The organism is Planctopirus limnophila DSM 3776 (assembly GCF_000092105.1).
Taxonomy (GTDB): Bacteria; Planctomycetota; Planctomycetia; order Planctomycetales; family Planctomycetaceae; genus Planctopirus; species Planctopirus limnophila.
On record NC_014148.1, the window covers coordinates 1,296,683 to 1,322,779 of the forward strand.

Below are 26,097 nucleotides of genomic sequence, written 5' to 3' on the forward strand. Positions count from 1 at the left end.
AACGTGCTGTTCTAACTTTTCAGCATGTTTGCCACCATCAACCAAGTCCCATGACCTCGCGGCAAATGCGGACGTTTAATCCCAGCCACTCCGTTCGCAACCACAGGCAGCACTGAGTGACTTGGCCACCAATCGTTACTTGGCCACCAGCGAAGAAGCCAGACTGATTTGTGGTTCCAGGCTGCGTTCCCAATCGGTCTGTGGGCGAACCACCGTGCGAACCAGAGCCGGCAGCGTACGCTTGATGATCACGGCCTTTCTCTGGAACGAAACCTCGCTTTGAGCAATAAACCGCTCATCGAGCTGCAGAGCTTCCGCAGCAGGTTTCTCCGTTGGCGAGATCGGTGTGAAATCAATTGGTGCAGGAACTTTCATTGAACTGTCAGTTGAACCAGGCTTGGTACCATCAGGACTGGCTGCATCAGGCTTAGCAGCATCCGCAGGGGTCTCAACTTTGTTGGACTTGGTGGGATTGGTCTCGACCTTATTGCCCGCTGCGTCGGCTGGAACTGCAGCAGGTGTTTCATAACTCGGTCGGAAGGAACCACCAAACTCCGTCGAGCCACCGGCAGGTTCTGTCGTCGGTGCCGGCCTTCTCATGGGAGGCATAGGTGTTGCCGAATTATCCAGTGGAGCAGAACCCGCGCCACTACTGGCTGGTGGATTCGATCGGCTGGGAGTAAAAGGTTCCCGGCCCATGGGGTCAATCATCGGATCTCGCCCGGCAGGAAGTGTGCTTCGGCCAGGTGAGGATGGATTGGTGGGATTAGTGGGATTGGTGGTCGCCGGTGCATCGAACATCGGTGCTTCGCTTCCCGTGTTCCGCGGAATAAATCCATCGCGTTCAGGAGTTGTTCGAGAAGGTGTCGATTCGCGAGGTGTCACTGGAGTGATTTCCGGCTCGTCAAACGTATTACGTGGTGGTGGTGAATAAGGATTGCGCGAAGGAATCGGCTCAAAGGTCTCTGGCGGATTATTGCGTGGAGTTGTTGTGGGATTACTCCGCGGAGGTGTGGTTTCGGGGATGGGTGTAGGTGTTCCCGAAGGAGCCATATTGGTCGTGCAGTTCCCATTCGCACAGTTACCACCTGTGCAGGCAGTACCACAACTGCCGCTCCCACACGGATTACATCCGCAGGGATTGCAGGAGTCGCATGAAGAAACAGCGTAGCTGGCGGTCTGACAACTGTTGCAGGAGTTCCCCGTCCAAGCGTAGCCACTGGTCACGACAGAGTTTTGCCCGCTCACCACAGAGCTTTGGCCGGCAGGAAAGTAATAGGTCGCCCAGCCCCCACCTGTGGGAGTGGAATAGTAGCTGGGGGCATAGCTGGTGCGGTAATTCGAGTAGAATTCACCGGCAAGGACAGGACTTGCTGTGCTGCCAAAGCTGGCGGCAAATGCCAGTAGCCAGGCCATGGTGCTGCGCGAGAGCTTGAAATACGTCTTCATGGTGCGATCCCGGATCTGGAAATCGCGAACGGCAAAGGGGTGCGTCCTCCCGATTCCATGACGCAAGCCGCCTGTCGGTAACTCCTACCAACGCCCCAGACTCCGCTGAGACCGCAATTTTCGAATCTCCGTTCTAGCGTGGTGCTGCTGGCTCTGTCAACGAGGGGGGATCGGTCAGGATTGAGGAAATGACCACCTGGTGGGGATCCTGCGGACTTTCTGTCTCAGAATCCGGGTTTTCATCCAAAGATGGTAAAGCCTCAAATTCCCGACGTGCCGCAAAATAGTAGATCAATCCAATCGCCGAGATCGCTACTTGAATCACCCGGCTGGTGATCGCCATCAGCAGCCCATTCCCCGCAGCACGAGCCACGGCAGCAGCATCATTCGGATCGACCGTCAGCGAGTAAAACGCTTTGATCGCTCCTTCCAGTGCACCCATTCCACCCGGTGTCGGAATCAGCACACCAAAGACTTCCGCAGCGGGGATAAACCTTAAGTGAGCGACAAGATCCGGAATGGGATCATTCCCGCGAATGGTTTCTGCGCACAGGTAAAAGGAAAACAGCATGAAAAGATGTCCGAAAATGCTGATCCCGATACAGGCGAGAATGGTCGAAGTTCGGTCTTTGTAGAGCGTGGCCGCCTGAAACAACTGATGGGCCAACTTGCCACCCACCGGAAAGCGGCTGAAAAATCGATCCCAGTGGTAGCGATGAAGAAAAGGAGATTGAATCACCACCAGGCCAAGAATACCGGCACCGGCCGCCACCCACGTCAACGTCATGATGAGTTGTAACTGAGCGTTGAAGGGCAACGTCGTGGGCAGAAGTGCCGCAGCAGCACCCACAATCACCAGTGCCACCAGACCCAGCACGCGGTCATAGATCACGGAAGCCGCCGCCGCCGCCCGACGTTCCGGATGCCCTTTGGCAAGAATCATCCCCTTGATGAGATCGCCACCCACGGCACCCGGCCCAATGTAATTACACATCAGCCCCAAAGAACCCAGACGAAACGCTTCTTTGAGTGTCATCGGGAGATCCACAGCTCGCACCAGCAGGTACCAGCGGAAGAACGTCAGGACGACACCAATTAAACAGGTGGCAAAAGCGAGTGCGAAGAAATCCCAGCGAATTTGCCGCTCACTCAGATTCGCGAGGTTCTTCCAGTTGGAAGAAACCAGCCACGACATCAGGGCCGCCGCCAGCAGCCACTTCAGCCAGAACCAATGAGACTTGAACCACCGGATGGGCAGGTAAGATAGAACACTCACTGGCGAACTCCTGCCAGTTGATGCACATGTAACCATTCACTCCGCGTGACAGGTTGAATCGATAATCTCATGCCACGTTTCATCACCAGCATACTGGCGGTCTTGGGATGGGCGGCTAATTGATCGCGAGTAACGACGGCAGGAAACTTCTGCATCAATTGGACATCAACACCAATCCAGCGCGGAGCATCGGGCGGACTTTTCGCATCGTAATACTTGCTGGCGGGGTTGAATTGCGTGGGATCGGGATAACCCGCACGCACAACTTTCATGGTTCCCACGATCCCCAGCGGCTCTTCTCGACTGTGGTAAAAAAAGACCAGATCGCCTGTCTGCACATCATCACGCAGAAAATTTCTCGCCTGATAATTACGGACGCCATCCCACAGGGCCGTCTGCTTGGGAGACGCCGCCAGATCATCAATCGAAAATGCACTTGGCTCGGATTTAAAGAGCCAGTAGCGAACCGGATCTGCCATAACGTGGCTCAACGATGAAGTGGAAACGAAAACAATGGAAGTGACTGTTACACGGATTCTAATAAACAAATGTGCAGATTTTGGCTGGGGTTGAGTCTTCGAACCCCCAGCGATTTTCGGCACGAATTAGGGGTTTGCGAAGACGTTTGGCCCTAGCCACCCTATACCAAGGACCGCAGTCGAACACTGGAATCCGTAACAGTCTCACTTCCATGACGAGCTGTGAAGGTAGCTTGAGTTCGAATCTGTGAAAAGACTTTCAGGAAAAGTCTGGCCAGCCTGAGCAAGAATTTCTTCTGTAAGGTGGCTCTTTGCCCCTCTGGAACCCTCGCCCACGTCTGCGTGGCAGAGGGCAGGGTGAGGGGTTTTCCGGTATTTCGTTATGATAACGGACGGCACGCCCCACTCTTGTACCATGCTTGCATCTCCGGGCCAGCATGCCCGACCGCACCAACGGCCGGGTGGCAGGGGTCAAACGTCCTCGTTTGCCCCCTGGTCATAGGACTCCCATAACTCATCACAACTCAATGGCTCTTGTACCATGCTTGCAGCTCTGGGCCAGCATGCCTGACCGCACCAACGAAAGAGGGCGACCACTTCACATGGACGCCCTCTGAACGTATGAATATTCGTGGATTGTCACAACGCACCTGAGGAAATCTCACAAGTGCCGCTGATAAATCCTTGAAAACTAGGCGGGATTCTTGCCTGGGAGTTCACCAGCCTTGATGAGATCGCCAAAGGTCTTGCCTTCGGTGGAGCTCTTCTCAGCTTCAGCCTTCTTCAAAGCCGCCTTAATCGCTTCGGTGTCCTTGACGTTGGTCGCTCCGAGAGCGGTCGTCATCGCTTTGCCGTAGTCGTTTTTGTTCTTTTTGCTCTCACCGAAGTGGCAAATCATGCACTTCGATTCGGCTGCCTTATCGGCAAGATTGGCATACGTTTCCTTGAAAGCGGCAAGGTAGGGCGGGCGAGCTTCAGCCGAATTGCCAGATACAAAGGCGGCGATTGCGGTACAGCAGGCTAGCGAAATCCAAGTCAAACGCATTGATGCTTTCCTCTCGTACGAATTTCCCGGGTATGGGGGCAGGAGTGAAAATCAGGAACGCCTGACTTCCACCGAACGCGGAAACAACTCTTGCCGCATCTCGCGGCGAAGGCATTAGACGGGCTGACACGCGCTGTGTCAATTCCCTCTTCAAAACATTACAGCAGATCCCATACCATTGTGATCTCATGATATGTCGGCCTGATATCCAATGGCCGCTTCCATTCGCATGAACTCAATCTGCAATCACAATGACCCGCAATGTCCTCGATTTGATGTCGCCTTGTCGCCTCCCTGAGCATCCCAAACACCTGACCATCCCCAACACCCCGGCAATCAACATCACCTCAGCCATCATTCAGCCGACACAGGCGGGAACCACTCCTCGTTGTAAATTCCACAACTCATTTTTCAGAAAACCAAGGTGTGGCACTCCGGCTCCGCCATGAGGACCATCTCCCGTCCACCACCACTCACGACATCTTCAACTGTAGGGGGCATGCCCATGCACCAATTCTGGCCACCACTTTGAAACTGGTGGATTCCAAGAACTCCACGCACCCCATCGCCCGTACTGAGTAGCATCCTCAGAATTAAAATGCTCAATCATCCACGCCATGCCTTCAGCCTGGTGACACTGCGGACTGGCCCAGCAGTGGTTTCTTCAAAGCATGATTGAGGGTGATCGACATCATTCGCCATCAATCGACCAATGGAGCTGGCTGGTGGTACTCAGAGAGCGGCTGTTGAAGAGATCGTGGGATGGGCGATCTGGTTGGAGCTTTTCAGGAGCACTGCTGGCAAGCCCGCAGTGTCACCCGGCAGGTCTACCAACTGCCTCATCCGCCACGACGTACCAAAAATGTCCCCGAGTGGGTTCGAACCACTAACCTTCGGCTTCGGAGTCGAATTAATTGAGTACTGCCAAAAGCTCGAAACACAATTGTTTCAGTAGTTTACAACGTTTCGCACTTTTTGCCATACCACATTAATCGAATTTTGTTACCCCATTTTTTCAAGTGGAAAATGGGACTACCACTTTTTGAGTGGTAGTGAATTTGGTGGGGCATTAGCGCATGTTTGGTACTGAATTTCTGGCCGATTGAAATTCCTCGACATCCAGCAAGCTACCCGCGATTCTCCCGGACGATTCGATGTCTTTACTATTAAAGGAATCCAGTCCGTTGTTAAGAGACTGACGAAAACCTCTTTGCTGCTGAATAGTTTAGACTAACTTTCTCATCAATATGCGATAGCAGAGAGCTGCCAGGGCCAGATAATTGCAGGCGTGGATGATCTGCTGATGCCGGTCGTAGCGAATGCGGAATCGGCGCAGCCCGCCGAGCCAATTGATGGTACGTTCCACCACCCAGCGAATTTTCCCCAGTCCACTCCCATGAGCAGTGTCTCTGCGCCGAATGTGGGAGATGATGCGGCGGCCGGAGTGCGACCTGCGGCAAACCGGACTGCGTGTATCGCTTCTTGGCTCGGAAGACGTTGCCCACCGCGTTGGTGTTCGATGATGACAATGATGATCTGATGCGGTGTGTCGATGCGGATCCGGCGTAGAACGCTCTCTCGGAGCAGCCGCCATCATTGCCACCCAACCGAGCGAAGGGAACGACTGGATACCGAGACGTGGGGACAACGGAAGCTGTGATCGGCCTCCTCGGCTCCGCCCTTCTGTTCTGGGTCGCCAGCGATGCGGCCGACACAATCAGAGACAGATGAATAACTTCATATCTACTCAAGCGTGGACGCGAAGAAAGACAATTTACCGGACTTCCCTTATCCCGCTGATCGTAGCCCGACACTTCTGAACGACATCAAATTGCACAATAAAACACGAATCTGGAGACAAACCAGCATATCGAACATACTACTATCCAGCACTCACCTGCATCAGCAAACGGCATCCTCCACGAACCTCAACCCAACGGAAAGAGCATGAGCACATTCCTTGGGAGGCACATTGATATGAGCATTCGATACCATGCGGCCAAGAAAGCTCAGTTAGTGAAAGAGCATTGCGGAAAAGAACCCCATTTACGCAAGGCCGCTTCAATAATGTCACGTTGACCACTCTGGACTCCCCTGGCCATCAAAATTCTACAGAACAACGCGCGATCTTCATCGCCTGGTTGCGTGGCCATTGAAATCAGCCTGAGGCACGGTGTTGTAATTCTGTTGGTTCCAACTTCTGCATCACTAAAACTCGCAACAACATCTCGTGCCACAAGTACGACATCTGCATCAACACTATTTAATGAAGCCAAAAGCCTTGCCGAGCACTCTCTCGCATGCACACTGGACTCACTCGACCGAAAGATCTCGCTAGCAGCTCCAGCTGCGGTGGTTGAAACCGGACAACTCTTGATCACGAAAGGATGGCCAAGTATATTCGCGCAGGCACTCCTCACCTTCTCTGGCTGCATTCGATCACAATAAATCTTGTCACATACTTGGCCAAGATGCTTCCAACAGTCTACGGAAACCGACATCTCCACAATTTCAAATGGAGGTAGCCCTTGGCAAATCCCTTCTAATAGTAATGCTCGCCTCGAATCAAAAAGACTTGATGACGCAACCTTGTCAAGAATTCCTTCCAACGTAGGCGAGATCGACTTACTTACCAAAGACAACTGTAAGAGTAGGACACATCCAGATCTAGCGGATTCGTCAGGAACTAAAGGATCAAAAATCTCTTCAATAATCCTACGCTCAACTTCCTCTGGGTTTTTCATACCGTATGTCGCGAAATTAATACTTGCGGCTTTCGAAATTCGATCCCCATCCATGGCAAGAAATTCGACAGCTACCTCATTAACTAGTTCTCTGTTCTCAGCGGACTGTGCATACATCAGGGAAAGGCTGCACATTGCAATCCGCGTGTCCTCGGAAAATCGAGGGTTCACGAGAATCCCAATAGCCCTTCCGATCGGAAGGCCATCAATTGGCCTCTGTCGTAACCAATGAGCCGCAAACTCTTCAGCAGTCGCTTCCGTTTCCGTATCTGCAGCCAATTGTACCACCTGTCCCGCAAGCAACAGACTAGTGTGAGAGTCGCAGAAACACGCACCCCAAAGCGCGCATAAGCTGATGGGTGTCGTAAAAAACCGATTTACAATAGACATCATTGGGCGTCCGTGTTGGCGTATGCAGATCACTGGAACAGCTATGGTTGGAAGGCGTCGAAAAATACTCTAACATTTCTGCGGATTTTGCGGGCAAGGGTTGCCATCACTGTCTTTGCCCTGATTATTTGGCCTCCGCTCAAGATACTTGTCTAGCATCCCGGCTTTCTCACACACCATATAGGGGTACACATCCCTAAGGAAATGGCCAATCGGGTTGTCAATTGAATGTTTGTAATCGACGGTTCCCGCTCCTGTTCCGCATGTCAGAAGCTTTCCCCCATCGTCAAAGCAGCATTGCTGTCCTGGGACAACCAGTGCTAACCAGGGTAATGTGTTTAGAGACCTGAAACATGTCTTGCATCCCGGATGTGTTGCAACATCCGTCGGCGATTCCACCCACCTTACACGCTCCTTACCCGTCTCCAGCGAAGACTGATTACAAGGGCATGGCTGTACTTTCTCACTCCAATCTAGTGGCGTTTCGGTCGCGTCCCATTCAGCCCAAGCCGCACACTCTATTTCACAAAGCTCTTTTGACTTGTTTTTGATGTCTTTGCCCAGTTTGTCAATGAAGTTCTTGATCTGCTCCGGTGTAGGTAACAGAGGTGGAGTAAAAATGAACGGATTTGCAGGTTTCGATGTCAATCCATATGGGTCCGTTGTATTGATCGGGCCGTTGTATGAATACATGTTGTTGCCGTCAATATACTTTGCAGTGTCGCGCTGGGCCCACAGGCCCATCTGTGGCAGCATGATGCGAGTCCTAATCGAATAATATCCAATATCTAAATTCATCGCATAGCCTGAGGCTAGAATATCCCAGGGGCTGGTATGGGCCATCGGTGAGAACCCTGATGACAGTGCTGTCGGGAAGCCGTACGGTGTGAAGGAATATCGCTCCGTCACTATAGATAAGCTATTGGTGATTGCATCTACATTCCAGTTGGCATCTTGCAAAGCATATAAACGCTGAGAGCCTACTGTTAGCACATCCCTGTCACGGAGGATGCAGTTGTCTATGTTTCGCAACCCCCATACATATTCAACGTCAATATCGGGGCCTGCTTGTGCCGTGGTCGTTTCTATACACTGCCATCTGCTGCTGTAGTATTTGTTGCAAACCGACGGTGCATCTCCGCCATTTGAGGAGGTGGCTGCAATTTGATAGGATCTGCCATCATACTGGTATAGAGAGATGACTTCCATGGCGCTCTCAACCTCTTCCTCCACTGTCACCAAACGGTTCCAAGCGTCGTAGGTCGCAGAGTATTTGTTGGTTGGGTTGTTTCCCTGGGGAATGGTCGTCATGTTGCCAGAGGAGGAATAGACGGGTTCCGCCCATGCACTGCCAACAGAGTTGGTGATGTCCGTGATCTCGTTGACTTCACTTGCCGTCCGCTCCTGCTCCAGGGTCCAGGTGGAGCCGTTGTCGGTTTCCTTGAACCCCTGCCAGTTCCCGGTGGCGTCCAGTTGCCAGCATTGGCCGAATGTTTCGCTTGTCAGCGCGGTGTGACCGACATTCAACGTGCCACGAGCCATCGTCTTCAGACGCTGGATGGCGTCGTAGCAGTAGATCTCGTCGAATTCGGCACTGTTAGCCGTGGCCACCGGGTTTTCCCGCCAGATGCGGTTGCTGGCCCGGTCGTAGCCGTACTTGATCCGGTCGAGATCCATTCCTCCCTTGTGCCAACGGTTGTCCTTGATCCGGCCGAACCGGTCGAGGCCCGTGTAGATGTCCCCCGTGTCGGGATCGTCGCTGGATCCAACGAGAGTCCATTGGATGCCCGGTTCGGGTGAATCGCTGATGACGAACGTTCTTTGGCCCAGGTACTCGTAATCGACGAGATGGGTGCTGTCATCGTCGATGATGGCCGCGACCCGGCTGAGTTGATCGGGCATGCTGCCGGAAGTTCCGAAGCTGTATGTCAGTTCCCGGCCGTTGGGGTATGTCAGCGATGTCTGCCGGATGGTGTTGTCGGATCCATCGGCGTAGCCCATCTGGACGCTGGGTGTCGACAGAAGTTCAACTTCCCCGTCGTGCGCTTGGAATGTCTGGATAGCTTGCCCGAAATCATTGTACATGGTCTGAACTTCATTGAGTGCGGTGCCGCTGCCCACGGTCGCATTGTCCCAGCTTGTGATGCGGATGACCAGACCTCTTTCGTCGAACGCCGTTTCGATCCTCTGCACCGTGTCGTCGACATCGGTGCCGAAGGCTGTCACGCGATCTTGAGTCTGGCGGCCCAACAGGTCGAAGTCGTACTGGTGGACCGTCCCGCCCTGGTCGGTCAGCTGCGTGACCTGTTGCTGGCGGTTGTACGTGAATTCCACCTGATCACTGCCACCCGTCGAGTCGGGATATATCTCAGCGACTTTGAGGAAACTGGCAGCGATGTCCGAATCGTCCAATGTGCTGCCGTAGGCGTAGGTGGTCACCTGATTGCCGGTGGTCGCATTGACCGCCGTCAACGTCGCGACTTGGCCATCCGGCGTGTAGGTGGTGAGGACGGTGACATCTTCATCGACCGAAGGATCGCAGTCAGTGACGGGCCCCACGAACACGGAACTCGATGTGGGGTTCTGAATCCTGGAGATCTCCCGTCCCGCATCATCATAGGCGAATCGTGTCACCAGCTCGGCAGGGTCCGCGGTTTCAAAGAGATTCCCCGCTTCGTCATAGACTTGGCTGCTGACCAGCACAGTATCGGAGCGAACAGGAACTGTGTCGGGGCGTGTGAACGAGGAACCGCCGTTGGTACCGTAATTGGCGCTGGCTTGAGTGCGGCCAATGCCGTCGGCCCATGCTGCGGTATGTGTGACGCGTGCTTTTGGACTGGTCTGCGGATCCCCCAAGACGCCTGTCTGGGTAGCAACCGCATCGTGGTATCGCTGCTTGGCAGTGATGGAGATGACATTCGAAGTCGAGTCGTAGGTCGTCTCGGTTTGCTCCAATACCGTATTGTTGATAACATCGAAAATGTCAGCGTAGGTCGCATCGGTACCGTAGCCGGAGTAGTTCGCGATGGCTCGACCAATACCGTCGAAGGTCGTTTTACCGAACAGGGAGGAACCAGCAGGCAACGATTTCACAACATTGCCGCTGGCATCGTACCATGTGTTGGACACCAGATTGTTGCCAATCGTTCCCGTCGCCGGATCGACGCCATATTGAATCGACTGATAGGTACGGCCCTGGTTGTCGAATTTGGTCTCACTCTGGGCGATGAGGTTCCCAAGGATCGTAGTGTCATACTGCTGCTGGAGCGTGACCTGATCGAGGTTGTCGTAGGTCTTTTTGGCGAAGTAATCGATCTCGCCATCTGTCGTCACCTGTCGATTGCGCCAGTCGTAGCCATAGCTGGTGACGCGTATGGTGGAAGCATCAACATGCTGTGTGACCTCGGTCAGATTGCCATCGCCACCATCGGTGCCGCCATCGTATTGATTCGAGATGATGACCACCATGTTGTTGTCGGGATCGACACCGCCTCCAGTCGGATCCTGTTCCGTCGCCCCATCGTCGTTGGTGCCGATGTAGGTGGCCGAGACGAGGCCACGGGCGTCGAAGACCTGAAACGAAATGGTGCCACCAGGAGTAACGGTCCGATTCCGCCGCTTCATCGCGTCGTAACCGTAGGTCGTCTGGTCATAGTTCGTGCCGCTGACGCCGGTCCCTGAAGTGGGAATTGTGTGGTAGATCCGTTGGAACGCCGCGAGGCAACAATCGGTGTATTCGTAGGTTACCCAGCGGGTGTATGACAACTGCGGGAACCCTCCCAACGGGACTGTGCCACCGGAATTCGTGGCGGCGACGTATTCGGCGAGACTGCCCGTGGTGGTGGAGGCGGTTGCCTGGATTCGTTCCAGGACCTTGCCTCCAGCATCGTGGAGAACGATGACAACTGGGTTGATCAATTCATAGCTATCCGTGGCGGGATTCCACCAACCTCTGGCCTGATAAACAACATGATTGACGTCGTCATAAACAGCATAACTTGCTGTTCGAATGACTGTCGCCGTGCCTTCGATGTCAATAAAATGCACTGGGCTAAGGGCGAGAACTGTGCGACCTTGATCATCAACCGTTAAGTCGGTGACAAGGTTCAAACCGCCACCTGTCGGAGTCGTCCAACCGGCGGGAGCTCCTGATACAATTGTGGTGTTGACATCCTGAATCTTTTGGACAACCGCCCCTGTGGCTAAGTCGTAGACTGTATGAGTGATGTAGCCTCGCTCGTCCATGCTCCAGGTCATGCGACCGCGATCATCAAAGTACTCCTGGTTTGCCGCGGCGACACCGCTTCCATTTTGATCGGTCGGAATCACTGGGAGAGTGGTTGAGCGTTGCTTCATTTGAGTCGTGCCGTCGTACCAGGTGTACGACATTGTCGATTCAATGAGTCCGGTTCCGTCGTCATTGCGGAAGCGGGTCATTTTCGAGACGGGATAGACCGTGGCTCCACCGGCAGTGCGCGAGGTGTATTCATAGGACAGCTGGGGAACTGGATCTCCCGCAGTACCCTGCTGAAGTGCCTTACCAGAGACAAACCCTGCCGCCGCACCGCTTCCTGTGGTGGTGTAGTAGCTGGTGGTCGAAATGAGGCCTTCGTCGGTTTTGAGTTCAATGTCGAGGTCAGCCGCTGTATCGTCGTAAGCGAGCACGGCTGAGGGGGATGCCTCCCATAGCACTCGATGATCGGTATCGTAATGATAGGCCGTGATCCAATGGTCGGATCCATCCGAGAAGTCTCGAATCAGTGGTTGTCCGATTGTATTGCTGTAGACTATTAACTCCGTACCGTCAGGATAAGTTTCGACAGTACGAGTCGCCCATGCATTGGAGGCTCCATTCGAGATGCGGTTGGTGTAAGCGAATTCAAAAGTACGCGAACCTCCGTTAACGCGTTCCAAGGTCACACGCTTTTGCTCATCGTATTCAAAGTAATTGTCAGCGTAAGTTGCCAGGATGCTGTTGCTCGTTGTTAATGGATCAACACTGTTGTTGACCATCCTCTGGAAAGTGTCTGGTTCGATCACATACTTGAGTGCATGAGCGAACCCATGGATATCTCCCGCCTTGTAGTAGCGGTAGTACATCGATTGAGTAAGCTCCCAGCCAGTACTGGTCGGTTCCTCCAATTCGACGAGTTCCAGATCACTCAGGCTACCGTTCGCTGTCGTACCATCGTAATAACCATACGTTGCCCGACGAACATCTTCCCAACCACCAGAGCCAAGTTCGCGGCGAAGCGTAGCGCTTGTCAAATTTCCTGATGTGGCATCGTAGGTGTAAACGAATGCTTCAGTCAGCACTTCCGCACCCACCATTCCAGTGCGGCGGATTTCGGCAATTTTGCCTGTCGGCGTGTAAGACAGCACTTCTGTAATGGCGCCTCCGGCTTCAACCATTCGAGCGAATGCACCGGAAGGTGATGTGGTCTGGATGAAGTCATGAAACTCGAACTGAACACCATCTGCATAAGTGAGACGCAAAACGTGAGCAGAGGTGTCATGCTCCAGTCGAGAATTGCTGCCAAACATGGGTACGAATTGCGGAGTCGCTTTGTTGAACCAAAGTGAACTGGTTGAGGAGCGGATAACGACAACTTCTTCGACACCATCAACAATGTGTGGCCAGTTGAATACCAGCCAACCGAACCCCTGACCCACATTCGTCGGAGTGGTGAGTTGGTTGGTGTAACTGCGCTGATGCATCCAATTCGCACCGAATCCGTTTGAACGAACGTCGATGGAGGAGATTCGTAAGGCTCCGTTGGAATACTGCACCGGATTCGATGACTCTGTCGTCGGGCAATTCTGGCACTCTTCCTGTGAGCAGTCGCTGGGGGGTGTGGGAGTGAGGGGAGGCCCGCCACTTCCTGACGAAGAACTTCCCGAACTACCACTGGAACCACTGCTTCCCGAGGACCCGCTGCCGCTTGAATGGCTCGACTCCGACGAACCGCTCTCCGAAGAGGGAGAGGGGGTGCTGGAATGTGACGAGCTGGGCGAGTGGGAACTTGAGGGTGACGGACTCGAAGAATGGCTGGAAAGGGATTCGCTGGAGCTGGGGCTCGCACTGCTTTGCGAAGAGAGGCTCTCTGACGACGGGCTGGCCGAGGACTGGCTCAACGAGGACGACGGCGTAGGTGAGTGGCTACTTTCAGAAGACAGACTTTCCGAGGAAAGGCTCTCCGACGATTCACTCGATGGAGGGATGGGGGTGGTGGATGACGATGACGACGATGAAGACGAGTGACTACTTTCCGAGGACAGACTTTCGGAAGACAAACTCTCCGACGAAAGGCTCTCCGAGGACTCACTCGATGGAGGGACGTCCGAGTGGCTGGATTCGGAAGGGTAGTAGCTGCTGCTTTCGCCGGGCATAAATCACTCCGTGGGTTGCACCGGCCCGTGGGGCGGCGACGTTGAGGGGTCTGGAGGCGGAGAGTCGTTTGGTTTCAGAGAGTCAGGCGACGCTGGCAACCATCGGTTGCAGCGATCCCCCTTCGTAGTAGCGTTCAATGGCGCGGATCACATCCTGCGGCGAGATCATGTGCATGCACTGTGCGATCTGAAGTTTTTCATTAACCTTTACTGGTCGGAGACACAGGCTTTGATCCTTTGAATCACCGTCGCCGACAGGCTGACAGCGACTCTTCCAGCAACCGCCCTGATCACAGCAGGGAAGAGCACCGTTCGTGTGCAAAAACTGGTGGTGAGGATAGGCCTCCCAATGAGAAGGCTCTCGACCTCCTGCTATGACGACTGCCGCCCGATTCTTCGGGCGCCCTGGTTTCGTCTCAACCGCTGCAGCAAGATGCATGGCAAAGGTTACAGGGCAGACAACTCCATCTGCGTGGTACATTAACCTCACAAACTGGCGCACATCTGTTTTTCCAATAAGATTAATGACGCCTCTTAACGGCGGATGCCAGTGGCCGGACTCACCGCATTGGACGAACTGAATTCGACCATGGAAGTGATCCACAACCTGCTGATAAAACTCAGGGTTCCACCATTTGGCAGTGAAGTCGAACTTGCCACCGGCCATCAAGATCCAGAAAGGCCCTCGATAACCAGTCTCTTCGACCTGGCTCATCCACGATTTTTCCAACGGGGAGAGGTGAATATCTCCTTTGAACACACTCAGTGGAATTTTCAGATCCAACTGTTGTTCCAAGAACTGAGCATAGCCGTGAATGAAATGATATGGGGCCGTATTGCTTGAGTTGATCAACGGGTAGTGCATATCAATGACACGCACGTCCGGATCCGCTTCATTAAATATCGAGACCCACGGATTGTGCTCCCACAGAGAGGAAGCGCTCGTGTCGACCGCCGTGAGGAATCGACCGGGATGCGCCCGATGCAGATCCCGAACCGCAGCAGTCATCATGACGATATCGCCGGGACTTAACCGACAGCGGAGCAGCAATCGTTGCGGCGAAGAAGGCACCCGTCGATCCTTCGAGGTGTCCGAAGCAGTGAATTTCTGTGAATTATTTTAGAACGGTAGTGACACATCTGGGAACAGTCAATATGAAATCCACCATGAATTCCCTTCGCCCTCGAAAGACACGACACATGGAATACTCGCGAGCCTTCGCAGTAATCTCGAATTCCTGCTATTTTTCAGGGATTTTGGCCACTTTGGGAAGCATCTACGCCTACTACGGCCGCGACCTGCGAGTTTATGTCGTCGGGCATGGCCTCAGTGCCGCAGAGCGACAAATCTTGCAATCTACTAATCTGGGAGCTTCACTTACACTAATTGATACCGAGGACTTTTCGCATCGACCGATCGGCTGCTGGGAAGCCAAGCAGCAATGCGCCAGCGAACTGGTGGGATCCGTCAAAACGATTTCGCTACTGGACGCCGATTTGATCCTGCTCTCCCGGATCGACGATGTCTTCGAGTTGGCCGAACGGGGTAAGATCGTGGCTCCGCTGGATTGCGGGTCGATCGGATTCAATACCGACTACGATATTTATTCACGTCGACTCGCAGGTTGTGTCCGACCCAACCTCAATACGGGATTCGTGACGTTCCATACCCGAATGCATTGGGATCTCGTCGCCCTCTGGGCCTTTACCAGCCGGTTCGGTGCCTACTCGCCCGGCCGGGGAATGCCCTTGAGCTTCCCCGGACATGGCGATCCGGGGATCTTCAACGCACTGCTCTGCCAGCTGCACAAGGACGACGCCGTGCATGTCCTGCCGGAGCGGACCTGGACGAATTCCGTGGGCTGGAACCGGGGGCATGGTCTGCGGATCGTGGCTCGTCACGGCCATCAGATCACCGCCGAACATCAGCCGGGAGGTCTTCGGCAGCGTGTCCTGCACAGCTCGGGTCCCAAATGGTGGACCCCGGAAGGACAACGGGCTTTCAGCTCCGCCGGTGACGTGTTGACCTGCTTCGAGGAGATGTCACGCATCGCCCTCCCCAACTCCCCCGCCAGTGAGCGAAGCACGCCTCGCACGACGGAAGCACCCCCTTCCGAAGTCTCGCTGGCCGTCTCCACCTAGACCCATGGCTCCCGCCGGAACGCCCCGAGGTTCCATGGTGTGACCAATTTGCTCTTCGACGACTACTGATTCACCTTTCCATCGCCAGCCCCACCACGAGCCCCAACAGCAGAGGAATCAAGCGTTATGGAGTACGCCCGCGCGTTCGTCATCGTTTCCGACGATCGATACTTCCCCGGACTTCAAGCCGCACTGGGAAGTATCCACGCCTACTACGGACAAGAGATCCGTGTCTTCGTCGTCGGTCATGGACTGACGGCACCGCAGGTGGAGTCACTGAAGAACCACCCGCTGGGATCCGCCATTACCTTGCTCCGCACCCAGGACTTCGCCTCCCGGCCCAGCGGATGTTGGGAAGCCAAGCAGCTCTGCCTCAGCGAGCTGGTTGCGTCCGTGCGCACCGTCTGTCTGATGGACGCCGATCTGATCCTTCTCTCGCGGGTGGACGACATCTTCGAACTGGCGGAGCAGGGAAAAATCATCTCCTCGCGCGACGGAGAGGGGATGCAGTTCGGGCCCGAATACCAGGTTTACTCACCCGCTCTGGTGGGGCCGCGGCAGGACTACATCAACTCGGGATTTCTCATATTCGATCTTCGCCAGCACTGGGATCTCGTCGCCCTGTGGTCGTTCACGGCTCGCTTCGCCGGTTACTCCCCCGGCAAGGGTTGGCCCTTCGCATTTCCGGGACATGGGGATCAGGGGGTCTTCAACGCACTGCTGGCCCTCCAACAAAAGTCTGATTTTCTGCATGCTCTTCCGGAAAACACTTGGTGCAACTCTGCTGGATGGAAAGAGGGGCGAAAGGTCCGCGTTACACATCAGGAGGGGAACCGCTTGAGTGTGATTCATGAACCTGGCGGAGAACAGCAGCGAGTTCTGCACAGTTCTGGCCCTAAGTGGTGGACAGACGAAGGTCGCACTTTCTTCGCATCTGCTGGTGATGTCCTGCGATGTTTTGATGCTATGCGAAAGATCACCGAGCCAACGATGGGCTCAAACAAAAACCTTGGAATCAGTTCTCCCGAGGAGAGGTCAAAACCTGCGTTGAGTGTTTGTGTGGCGATCAAAAATCGCTCGAAAGTAAGTGTCGGGCTAGAAAGTCGGGAATTATTTCCCAACTGTATCCGCAGTCTGCTCAGTGCGTCGGCTGGCGGCTTGAAAATTGAACTCGTCGTGGTGGATTTTCAGTCGGACGATTGGCCACTCGAAGAGTGGTTCTCAAATTTGGTGGGTGACGTTGCTCATCAGTTAATCACTTTGCGGGAACCTTTTTCACGGGGGCGGGGACTCAATGTTGCAGCATCTGCTGCACGATCTGATCGATTGCTGTTTCTCGATGCCGACATGCTTGTTGACAATTCTGTGCTTGAAAGAGCCTACGAGGTCGTCAATTCTGGTCGAGTCTGGCTTCCCATCTGCGAATGTGTGAAGTCCGATGGAACCTTCGACAGTTGGGGTTTTTTGGGGAACGTGGCCTGTGATCGGGAAGTTTGGAATGCAGCAGGTCAGATTCCCGAGTTTTACAGTTGGGGCGGTGAAGACAATCTGTTTGCAGATCGCTTGCAATCCATCAAGCCGGGCATTCGCGAAGTCAGTCTCGGTTTCCGACATCAATGGCATCCCGAGTCGTTGCGACATGCTTACTACATTCGCCCTGCTCAGAGCGACTTCTTTCGAATAGATCAACAGGCTACAAGCCCAGTCCAGCAATTGTGGCGACTCTCAGCACATCACCCGGAATGGCAGGGAGAGATACAGTTCTTCACAACTGGACGAATGGGGCGTCCGGGAGGAATGTTTGGTAGTTTCCAGGCCTCTGCCGAACAACTGACCTTGCACTGGGATTCGGGACATTCTGATACATTTCGGTGGGATTCCACTGTCCAAAGATATGTGCATGATCTGCTGGATTTTTGGTTGGAACCTTTCACTTCTCTGGAATCCATGGATATAGAACGTCTTTTGAACCGCCAAGTTGAAGCATTATCCCTAGAAGAAACTCCTAAGTCGTTTAAGCACCTCACAATACCACTTCCGGATCTACTCTCGCGCCGCGATCTTTTGCCTCGAATTCTGGTCTTTAGTTCTGTTGGTGATCGGGGAATTGCTGTTAACTCGTGGCTGGGGATCTCTTCTGCACGACAGGATCGACCGTTTGATACAGCCATCGTCTATTATGGCAACTATCCGACCGGTGACTGGGCACAGGGACTCCGCGCACGCTCCTGCTATTTTGGGCGTCATCGTGGGGGTAAAATTCAAAATCTCTCTTGGCTAATAAAGCAGCATCCCACTTTGCTTGAAGATTATGACTACGTATTCGTTCTTGACGACGACTTACGCATTACGCCGGATATGATTGGGCGCGTGGTGCGAACGGCCCGGGAATTCGATCTCCCCATCTGTTCACCTAGCCACGACTGGAGAGGAAGGATTTCCTGGCTCCACATGGGAGCCCGCGGAAGTGGTCGCCGGGCTGCTGAACCTCCTGCTGGAGTGGAGTTAACCAATTTCGTCGAAGTGACTTGCCCGCTCTTTGAGACAGATGCTCTTCGCGAATATCTGAATCACTTCCTCTGGTGCGGTTCTGAATTAACCGGTTGGGGTGATGATTGGTTGATGACGGCGGCCTGTTTCCAAGAGAGTCGTCCCTTTGGCGTGCTTCACAACATCACAATTTGTAATCCCAAAGATCGGCCAGGACCCAACCCCCAGCTTCGTGAAATTGATCAACTGCATGCGGTGGAAGAGAGGCTGACAGCCTGGAAGCGAGTCAAGCAACGATTGGGTGGCCGCCTTCCCGTCACAGAAGAAGTTCGCACGTGGCTACCTCGCCCACGCCTCCGCTGTGTCAATCTTCCACGAGCCACTGAGCGGAGAAAGAAGATCACTTGTGAATGGATCGATGGATTAGGATTCCCCATTAAGTTCTTTCCGGCATTTGATCGGCGGGAATTGGAAAAAGGCCGAAGTTTTTTCCAATACGAGGATTCAGCTGCCATCAACAAGATCGGACGCCCACTTACAGCAGGAGAAATTGCTTGTGCAAGTTCACATGCTCTGGTAATACGTGAAGAAATGGAGTTCACGGGTCCTGAAGGAGTCATAATCCTCGAAGACGATGTGACGCCTCGATGGGGTGCTGTCGATCTTTTCGAGCGATTGAAAACTGCTGCCGCTGCCTTACCTGGTGTCGAAGCCATCGCCTGTCATGAAGCTTTGGATTCTTGGGAACGAGGTGAAAGCTGCGGAGAAGCCGTTCGAGCCCTGAGTCCACCCTGGGGAACGCATATCACTTGGTATAGCCACGCTGGCCTCTGTCGAGCCTATGAGTCGCTCATCAAGTTCGATCAACCTGCGGACTGGATCTGGCGAGAGTTCTGCTCGCGGGGAGCTTACGCTCTCCTCGATCCGCCAATCGCCCAACATCGGGGCGACTCGACTTATGTGGGAAATGATTTTCGCGGAATGGTGCGACCCTATCGGGAGTAGTTGTTGTATGTGTGTGGATGCTGTAACAGGATGATCTTCTTTTGGTGTCTTATGCAGATCATTTAATGGATATACATTTTATCTCATGATTTTTCATACCAGGTTGGAAGGCAACTCATGAATCTTGACCTAACTCATGAACGAGTTTGTGTGACAGGAAGCAGTGGATTCGTTGGCCAACATGTTGTTCAGATTCTTAAACAACGAGGATTGTCGGAAAAGTCCCTGCTTCTGCCTCGGCACAAAGATTTCGATTTGACAGACGAGCGAGATGTTCAACAGATGTTTGCTGAACTCCGACCATCGGTCGTAATCCATCTGGCTGCCCTCGTCGGCGGGATTGGAGCCAATCGCAGTCGCCCTGGTGAATTCTGTTACGCAAATCTGGCGATGGGATTGCATTTGATTGAACAGGCAAGAATACATCATGTACAACGGCTTGTGCACGTCGGAACTGTTTGTTCTTACCCTAAGTTTTGCCCAACACCATTTTCCGAATCACAGCTTTGGGATGGCTATCCAGAAGAAAGCAACGCGCCCTATGGCATTGCAAAAAAGGCCCTGATCGTACTCTTGGACAGTTATCGTCGTCAGTATGGTTTTTCCTCGGCCGTCGTTCTCCCCACGAATCTCTATGGGCCACACGACAACTTTAATGAGGAGTCATCACATGTTATTCCTGCCCTTATTCGGAAAATGATTCACGCCCGCTCCACTCACCAAAATGACATTGAGATTTGGGGCTCTGGAAAGGCCACACGCGAGTTTCTTTATGTCGCCGATGCTGCAGAAGGGATTGTCCGAGCGGCCGAACGCATTGATGATCCTTCGCCAATCAATCTTGGTTCAGGGCAGGTGCTGACAATTCAGGACCTCGTTGAAGTTTTGGCAAAAGCTTGTCGCTTTGATGGTAACATCAGTTGGAATGCCACATATCCCGACGGACAACCACAACGACATCTTGATTCCACGCGAGCAACTCAGCTTTTAGATTGGAAGGCCAGTACATCTCTTGAGTATGGCTTGGAAACCACTGTCGAATGGTACTGCCGTCAAGTTGGCTTACCACAGTAGACGATGTTGAAGAGCTTCTGGAGTCGGTAGTAATAAACATAAAGTATCTTAGCGGCCCCAACTCGATAATTTGGTTTCATCATTCTTCTGGTGTGAGTGCTGACGAGGAATACGAATCCAGTAATCTTGAGAGATCACGATGTCTTCTTCACTCGATGAACCGATCTATGCTTTTGAGGCTCACCATCGAGACTGGAAAGGAGATGTGTGCCTGTATGATGACGGAAAAATGGCCCGCCCAGGAATCGATCAAGGTCGATACGAGTTTGAGAAACATCATCGCCTTCTCTTGAAATGGGATCATTGGTCGCCAGAAGAACTCATGTGGTGTGAAGAAAGGCAAATTTATCAGAATTTGCAAAAAACTTTCTCACTACGCCCAGTTCCAGTGGATGCGATTCGATGGAATTTCGCGAATTTCTGGAGCGGCTTTGATGCACTCGCTTTTGAGCGTCACCTGCTTGGTGTTTCAGGAAAACACAAGTTTCGAATTTCCGAACAAAATCCACAGATCGTGTTTGAAAGTGTTTTCGGAACTCCGGGGAAGGGACGCGAGCGTTGGCCAAAGGCTCGGCAGGTCTGGTACACGGGAGAAAATGTTGCTCCGCCGCTGGATCAGTTCGATAAATGTCTCAGCTTTCATCGGGATATTAAGGATCCGAGACATCTTCGCTGGCCCTACTATTTACTGCACTTGGCATCGTTGCCCATGTCATTTAACGATCTTGTGAAGTGCCAGTCGTCTGTCAGTACTTGGGCAGAACGCCCGGGATTTTGTGCATTCATCGCATTCAATGAGGGATGCCAGACACGAAATCGATTCGTGGAAAAGTTATCCAGATACCGCAGAGTCGATTGTCCTGGTCGTGTTTTGAACAATATGACATCCGAGACACTGGGCCAGCGGGGAAATCTTCATGGAAAAATCAATTTTCTGAAGCAATACAAATACGCTGTGTGCTTTGAGAATACTTCGACCAGAGGATCTGAAGGATATGTGACAGAAAAGCTGGTGGACGCCATGCTGGCAGGCTGCATACCCTTGTACTGGGGAGATCACCGTGTCGGGGAAGATTTCAATGAGAATAGTTTTATCAATCTTGGGGTATACGGAAATGATGTCAACGCGATGGTTCAGCATGTGATTGAACTGGATTCAGACGAACGACTTCAAAACAATCTGTTCCAAGAGCCGTGGCTTCCTGAAATCAAGAGTTCTGAGCACTTTTCATTTGAGACCTCGAAGGATGCGATTCTGAAGCTTGTGGCAAATGTAAATAAATGACATTAGGTGTAGATCGGAGTTGTTTCTGCGTCGCGTCCGGAAAGGTGTAATGCTCATTACCTATCCCAAAAGGTAATCTGCTTAGGTGCTGACGATTTCACGGACAGTCTAACACACAAGAAAAGATTTTTTGGGTTTCAGGTGTGCCGTTCGAACTGGTGAGGCGTCAGGTAGCCCAGGGCGGAGTGTTTTCGGTCGAGGTTGTAGTAGGCGATGTATTCGCCGATCTCACGCCGGGCCATTCCATGATGTTTGTATTCGGTTATTTGCGGTTCCGTCTTGAGCGTACCAAAGCATGATTCCATAAATGCGTTGTCATGGCAGTTCTCAGCCCGGTTCATCCTTTGCTGGAACCCGGCCCTGTTCAAGATGGCCCGGTAGCGACTGCTCGCATATTGACCGCCCCGATCCGTGTGATGAATCACCAGAGGTGCAGGCTGGCCATCCTGAATCGCCTTCTGCAATGTGGGAATCACCAGGTCTTCCGTCATGGAGGGCTCGACATGCCAGCCCACGATCCGGCGTGAGTATCGATCCATCAGAATCGCCAGGTAGCAGAACCCTCCATCTGATAATGGTAGATAGCTGATATCCCCAACCCACAGGCGGTCTGGTGAGTCTGGTTCACCGGTCTCCAGCAGCAGATTCGGACTGTAGCCCAATCGATGACGGCTTTGAGTCGTTCTGGGAACAAAAGACTTTGGCTGGATCGCCCGCAACCCCTGAAAAGCCATCAGTTCCGCCACTTTTCGTGGAGAGCAGACCTCGCCTTAATCGGCCAGTTCTGCAGCAATTCGACGTGCTCCATAACGCCTGCGATGCCTCCAGAAAATCACTTGAATCTGCTGAGCCAACCGCTGATCACGTACATCCCGATCTGAAGGAATTATATTCTTCCAGGCGTAGTAAGCAGACCGGCTGAGTTCCAGTACCTCGCGGATCGAACTTGTCTGGGCGCCGCTGGATTGTTCGATACTCGGAATTGCGGCATAGAGATCCGTCACTCGTTGCGGCCGAAAATGGCTAACGCTTTCTTTAATATGTCCCGCTCGCGCACGACTCTCTGAAGTTCGAGCTCCAATTCGTGGACCCTCGCCTCAAGTGAGGTGGCGATGGGGCCTGACTGGACAAGTTGTGCCTGCTTCCAGCGGTAAAGAAGATTCGTGTTCGAAAGCCCGAGCCGCTCCGCCACCGAGCCAGCCGAGTGCCCATTCAGCAGCAGTGCAACGGCCTCCCGCTTGAACTCCTCAGTGAAAGTCCTCTGAAGTACGTCTGGCCATCTCTTCAGCTCTCTTGGACATCCAACAATCCTTTCTGGTCATTCCATTTTAAGATGTTGAACTGTCCGTGAAATCGTCAGCATCTCGGAATTTCTCTAATAACGTTGGGCTCCTGTTGGTTCCAGTCATCCCCAAATGTCTCAGCAAGTATAACAATTCCAAGCAATTCGGGAGGGGAAAAACCAGAAAGCCGCAGGCCAGGCTTTTTCGCATACCAAACTGTTGTGTCATTTTCACTGCAATCAGCGTATAGTTCATACCCCTTGTCTTTAAGAACGATCAAACAAGGATTGTATGTATTTCCAGCAGCGGTTATGTTTAGCGTGTTTGGCATGTTATGAGTGCCCCTTTCATTTAGTTTTTGCATCTCTTAAGTAGTCCTGCCGGAATCTGCCCTTCAATCAATATTTCATGATTTCTTATCATTGCGTCCCTCACATCTTTTGCTTCTTTTACTTCATCAGCTGTTCCTGCCATCATCCTCTGATAGACCGATTCGGGAGTATGTATCTTAATGATTCCATCTTGCTCAAGTTTATGTAACGCATCAAACTCTGCCTTGGAGATATAACGATTGTCGGGGGCGTCTGTGAATCTTTTTGCATCTTTAAGCATTGTCGAGAAGGAGGTGTATCGACTTGTGTCATTTCGCCGTTTTCGAAGAACATGTTCTGCAAACGTCTGTATTTTAGCTAGAGCCGCTTCAGCTAATGGAATTCCCACTGGACCACCATCCCAGAAGTCGTCAGCTCTAAATAATTTCCTCCCGAAGAAATCACTGAGGTCGATGTTGACTCCGCTGAAACTGACGGAGGCAGACTGCCGAACAAAGGTAACCGAAAATGGGAGGGAGGAGAGAGCGACATCGGCCCCTGTCTGAAAACAGGGCTTTTTGACGAAAATGATCACCTTGTCCGCTGTATCCGCCGCTACAAAGACCTCGCGGGCCACAAACTCGACTCCGTCTGCTCCTTCTTCAATACTCTTGTTGAGTGAAGTTACTCCACCGCGTGCCTGCCGCTTCTCGGCCATGTGTTTAAAGGCAATCCAATCGATGTCCCACGCCGGATTAATCGACGTGTTACCGCGATCGAAATACAAACGCTCCCGGTGAGGGATTGCTTGCAACGCCGACTCTGTCCAGGTGTTTGCGATAGTAATGTCACAATAGTATTTTGTTTCGTTGCAGCAAACGGTCCCGGTGGAATTACAATGAACTTTATCGTTGCTTGTTGGAGCGGGCGTGGAGCAGTTTGTGGCAGACGTTGTGCAGGTCCCTGATACGCCGCACGAGGTTGAACCGGCGGGAGCGGATGGCTGGTTTACTGGGGTGGGCGGCTTGTGAGGCTGAGGATCGTTAGAACAATTTCTGTAGAACAGTAGGTCAATTTCGTAATTTTCGGCAGCATGTTGTAATGAACCATCTCGAAGCCATTCGACAATTTGTGTATAATGGACTTTGCAATTGGGGTTTCGAAGCACCTTTCCGTCTACTCCCCCGGTATATAAGACATCTCTTGTAACATGGGAGTTCGCATCAATGGTGCCCAATGATTCACATTTTGTTTTTCGTACTCCCCAAAAAACACCGGACTCGTCCCAACACAACTGAAGTTCCCCAGATTTTGAACCCGTTCCCCAGACGAGACGGTAGTTGATATTGGACTTTCCGCTCGGATCGGTCTGATTGACAGGATCATTTCCTACGTACCGATAGAAGTTGGAATCCCCAGCCTCCAACCCCAGCGGATCCTCAGAAGTGAAATTAGCTGCATGAGGGTCGTAGTCCCGCGCCCGCAGGTTGTACTCGCCCGTGGCCTCTTCTACCCGGTAACCCTGCGCACCGATCCAGGTGTAAGGATTCTCGGTGGAGCCGGTTTGCGCCAACGCCTTGCCGAACGCTTCATAGCTGTATTCATCAGTCAGTGTGCCCGTCCCGTCACTCAGTGAGCGGGTACTGCCGATGGCATCGAACTGGTAGAACGAGGTGTCTGCATCCTGGGTACGGCTCAGCACCATCCCATAACCGCCGGGTTGAGCGGTGTTCTCTGCCAGCACCACATTGGTATCGTCGGTCTCCAGCAGAATGACCTGATCGTCCCAGAGGTAACGGGTGATATCGATCCCATCATCCCGCTGGATCTGCCGTTCATCGTTGGCTTTGTTAACCGGAGCCCAAGTGTACGTCACCACCTCGGATGTCGGGAGTTCCACCGCGATGTTGTGGTTCAGCACGTCGAACGTGTAGGTCGTGATCTCGCCGACTGGTGTTTCCACGCTTCGCCGGTTGCCAGCGAGATCGTAACTGTAGGTGGTGATGCCAGAGAGCGATTCTGCCATGAGCAGCTGGTTGGCTGCATTGTACACACTCGTCGTGATCCCATCACTGAGTGTTTCCAGTTTCAGCCGGTTTCCACTCGGATCGTAGGTGAAGCTGTTTTTCACCTCGTTGATCCCGGTAATCGCTTCGCTCACCAGTTGACCCACTGGATCGTAAGTCCAGGTGGTCCGGCCTGTGGCTGATCCTGAAAGTGTCAGTGTTGACCACTGCTCCAGAGTCAGGTTGGACCAGTCGGAGAGCGATAACCCATTCCAGCCTTCACTGGTGGGGCCGAACTCTTCCATCTCCACTTTACGACCATTGGCATCATAAGCGTAGATATAGGCTGCCGTTGGTTCTCCCAGGCCATCGCGATGAATGACTTGCGTCGTCCGGCCCGCTGCATCGTAGGAGTAACTGGTCCGCGTGCCGTTAGCGACCAGTTGATCCAGCACCTGACCATTGGCGTCATAGGTCCAGGTCGTTCGCTGAGACAGGGGATTCACCAGTGTGCTCATCCGCTGGTTGGCATCGTAGCTATAGGTTGTGCGGGCACCTCCCGGATGAATCAGTCGGCTGCGCTGGCCCACGGCATTCCAGTTCCACTGGAGTGTCTGGCCATACGCATAAGTGAGCGACACCACTTGACCGATGGGATCGTAAGTGCGCGTGAAGAGGTTGGCCCAGAGGGCTAACGACAACTCGCCACAACGTTCCCCCTCCGCCTG

17 protein-coding genes are annotated in these 26,097 nt (G+C 53.0%); 5 read left to right on the forward strand and 12 right to left on the reverse strand.

The window, feature by feature from the left end; translation table 11 throughout:
- Nucleotides 1-135 precede the first annotated feature (135 nt).
- From PLIM_RS05310 to PLIM_RS05350, 7 genes are all read right to left on the reverse strand, one after another.
- Nucleotides 136-1,449: a hypothetical protein gene (locus tag PLIM_RS05310; RefSeq protein ID WP_013109302.1), complete on the reverse strand. Its 1,314-nt coding sequence runs from the start codon at nucleotides 1,447-1,449 to the stop codon at nucleotides 136-138.
- A 133-nt stretch (nucleotides 1,450-1,582) separates the two neighbouring features.
- Complete coding sequence (locus PLIM_RS05315) at nucleotides 1,583-2,725, reverse strand: lysylphosphatidylglycerol synthase transmembrane domain-containing protein (RefSeq protein ID WP_013109303.1); 1,143 nt, start codon at nucleotides 2,723-2,725, stop codon at nucleotides 1,583-1,585.
- Entirely contained in the window at nucleotides 2,722-3,204 is a 483-nt protein-coding gene (locus PLIM_RS05320; RefSeq protein ID WP_013109304.1) for an EVE domain-containing protein, read from the reverse strand. The genes PLIM_RS05315 and PLIM_RS05320 overlap by 4 nt, the downstream gene beginning before the upstream one ends.
- 691 nt (nucleotides 3,205-3,895) lie before the next feature.
- Nucleotides 3,896-4,249 carry a hypothetical protein gene (locus PLIM_RS05325; RefSeq protein ID WP_013109306.1) on the reverse strand — a complete coding sequence of 118 codons (354 nt, stop codon included), beginning with the start codon at nucleotides 4,247-4,249 and terminating at the stop codon, nucleotides 3,896-3,898.
- A 1,225-nt stretch (nucleotides 4,250-5,474) separates the two neighbouring features.
- Nucleotides 5,475-5,618 (reverse strand): hypothetical protein, encoded by a 144-nt coding sequence (locus tag PLIM_RS24960; RefSeq protein WP_390416235.1) that lies wholly within the window; start codon nucleotides 5,616-5,618, stop codon nucleotides 5,475-5,477.
- A 640-nt stretch (nucleotides 5,619-6,258) separates the two neighbouring features.
- The gene (locus PLIM_RS05345) at nucleotides 6,259-7,272 is read right to left on the reverse strand and encodes a hypothetical protein (RefSeq protein WP_148226987.1); all 1,014 of its coding nucleotides are present in this window, start codon (nucleotides 7,270-7,272) and stop codon (nucleotides 6,259-6,261) included.
- Nucleotides 7,273-7,452: 180 nt separating this feature from the next.
- Entirely contained in the window at nucleotides 7,453-13,101 is a 5,649-nt protein-coding gene (locus tag PLIM_RS05350; protein WP_013109309.1) for an AmoP, read from the reverse strand.
- A gap of 34 nt (nucleotides 13,102-13,135) precedes the next feature.
- Between PLIM_RS05350 and PLIM_RS24530 the strand changes: the two genes are divergently transcribed.
- A complete protein-coding gene (locus PLIM_RS24530; RefSeq protein ID WP_013109310.1) occupies nucleotides 13,136-13,645 on the forward strand; it encodes a hypothetical protein in 510 nt (169 codons plus the stop codon).
- Between the two features lie 210 nt (nucleotides 13,646-13,855).
- On the opposite strand, the gene PLIM_RS05355 is transcribed toward PLIM_RS24530, so the two are convergent.
- Entirely contained in the window at nucleotides 13,856-14,845 is a 990-nt protein-coding gene (locus PLIM_RS05355; protein WP_013109311.1) for a glycosyltransferase family 9 protein, read from the reverse strand.
- A gap of 95 nt (nucleotides 14,846-14,940) precedes the next feature.
- Here PLIM_RS05355 and PLIM_RS05360 point away from each other — a divergent pair, with 95 nt between their 5' ends.
- The 4 genes from PLIM_RS05360 to PLIM_RS05375 all read left to right on the forward strand — a co-directional run bounded on the left by PLIM_RS05360 (nucleotide 14,941) and on the right by PLIM_RS05375 (nucleotide 21,769).
- Entirely contained in the window at nucleotides 14,941-15,915 is a 975-nt protein-coding gene (locus PLIM_RS05360) for a hypothetical protein (protein ID WP_148226988.1), read from the forward strand.
- A 126-nt stretch (nucleotides 15,916-16,041) separates the two neighbouring features.
- Nucleotides 16,042-19,410 carry a glycosyltransferase family 25 protein gene (locus PLIM_RS05365; RefSeq protein WP_013109313.1) on the forward strand — a complete coding sequence of 1,123 codons (3,369 nt, stop codon included), beginning with the start codon at nucleotides 16,042-16,044 and terminating at the stop codon, nucleotides 19,408-19,410.
- A gap of 117 nt (nucleotides 19,411-19,527) precedes the next feature.
- The gene (locus PLIM_RS05370) at nucleotides 19,528-20,484 is read left to right on the forward strand and encodes a GDP-L-fucose synthase family protein (RefSeq protein ID WP_013109314.1); all 957 of its coding nucleotides are present in this window, start codon (nucleotides 19,528-19,530) and stop codon (nucleotides 20,482-20,484) included.
- A 322-nt stretch (nucleotides 20,485-20,806) separates the two neighbouring features.
- Nucleotides 20,807-21,769, forward strand: coding sequence for a glycosyltransferase family 10 domain-containing protein (locus PLIM_RS05375; protein WP_196349531.1), 963 nt, complete (start codon nucleotides 20,807-20,809; stop codon nucleotides 21,767-21,769).
- Nucleotides 21,770-21,906: 137 nt separating this feature from the next.
- Here the strand turns inward: PLIM_RS05375 and PLIM_RS05380 are convergent, their stop codons facing one another.
- From PLIM_RS05380 to PLIM_RS05395, 4 genes are all read right to left on the reverse strand, one after another.
- The gene (locus tag PLIM_RS05380; RefSeq protein ID WP_095522490.1) at nucleotides 21,907-22,503 is read right to left on the reverse strand and encodes an IS3 family transposase; all 597 of its coding nucleotides are present in this window, start codon (nucleotides 22,501-22,503) and stop codon (nucleotides 21,907-21,909) included.
- A gap of 36 nt (nucleotides 22,504-22,539) precedes the next feature.
- Entirely contained in the window at nucleotides 22,540-22,773 is a 234-nt protein-coding gene (locus PLIM_RS23915) for an IS3 family transposase (protein ID WP_095522491.1), read from the reverse strand.
- Entirely contained in the window at nucleotides 22,770-23,078 is a 309-nt protein-coding gene (locus PLIM_RS24965) for a transposase (RefSeq protein ID WP_390416242.1), read from the reverse strand. Before PLIM_RS24965 ends, PLIM_RS23915 begins: the two co-directional genes overlap by 4 nt.
- Nucleotides 23,079-23,403: 325 nt before the next feature.
- Nucleotides 23,404-25,959: an RHS repeat domain-containing protein gene (locus PLIM_RS05395; RefSeq protein WP_196349532.1), complete on the reverse strand. Its 2,556-nt coding sequence runs from the start codon at nucleotides 25,957-25,959 to the stop codon at nucleotides 23,404-23,406.
- Between the last annotated feature and the right edge of the window lie 138 nt (nucleotides 25,960-26,097).

Excerpts from the sequence above, each read along its gene's own strand:
- PLIM_RS05310 (WP_013109302.1), bottom strand. The coding sequence starts at position 1,449 with ATGAAGACGTATTTCAAGCTCTCGCGCAGCACCATGGCCTGGCTACTG.
- PLIM_RS05320 (WP_013109304.1), bottom strand. The coding sequence starts at position 3,204 with ATGGCAGATCCGGTTCGCTACTGGCTCTTTAAATCCGAGCCAAGTGCA.
- PLIM_RS05325 (WP_013109306.1), bottom strand. The coding sequence starts at position 4,249 with ATGCGTTTGACTTGGATTTCGCTAGCCTGCTGTACCGCAATCGCCGCC.
- PLIM_RS05350 (WP_013109309.1), bottom strand. The coding sequence starts at position 13,101 with ATGCATCAGCGCAGTTACACCAACCAACTCACCACTCCGACGAATGTG.
- PLIM_RS24530 (WP_013109310.1), top strand. The coding sequence starts at position 13,136 with ATGGAGGAGATTCGTAAGGCTCCGTTGGAATACTGCACCGGATTCGAT.
- PLIM_RS05360 (WP_148226988.1), top strand. The coding sequence starts at position 14,941 with ATGAATTCCCTTCGCCCTCGAAAGACACGACACATGGAATACTCGCGA.
- PLIM_RS05365 (WP_013109313.1), top strand. The coding sequence starts at position 16,042 with ATGGAGTACGCCCGCGCGTTCGTCATCGTTTCCGACGATCGATACTTC.
- PLIM_RS05370 (WP_013109314.1), top strand. The coding sequence starts at position 19,528 with ATGAATCTTGACCTAACTCATGAACGAGTTTGTGTGACAGGAAGCAGT.
- PLIM_RS05375 (WP_196349531.1), top strand. The coding sequence starts at position 20,807 with ATGTGGTGTGAAGAAAGGCAAATTTATCAGAATTTGCAAAAAACTTTC.
- PLIM_RS05380 (WP_095522490.1), bottom strand. The coding sequence starts at position 22,503 with ATGGCTTTTCAGGGGTTGCGGGCGATCCAGCCAAAGTCTTTTGTTCCC.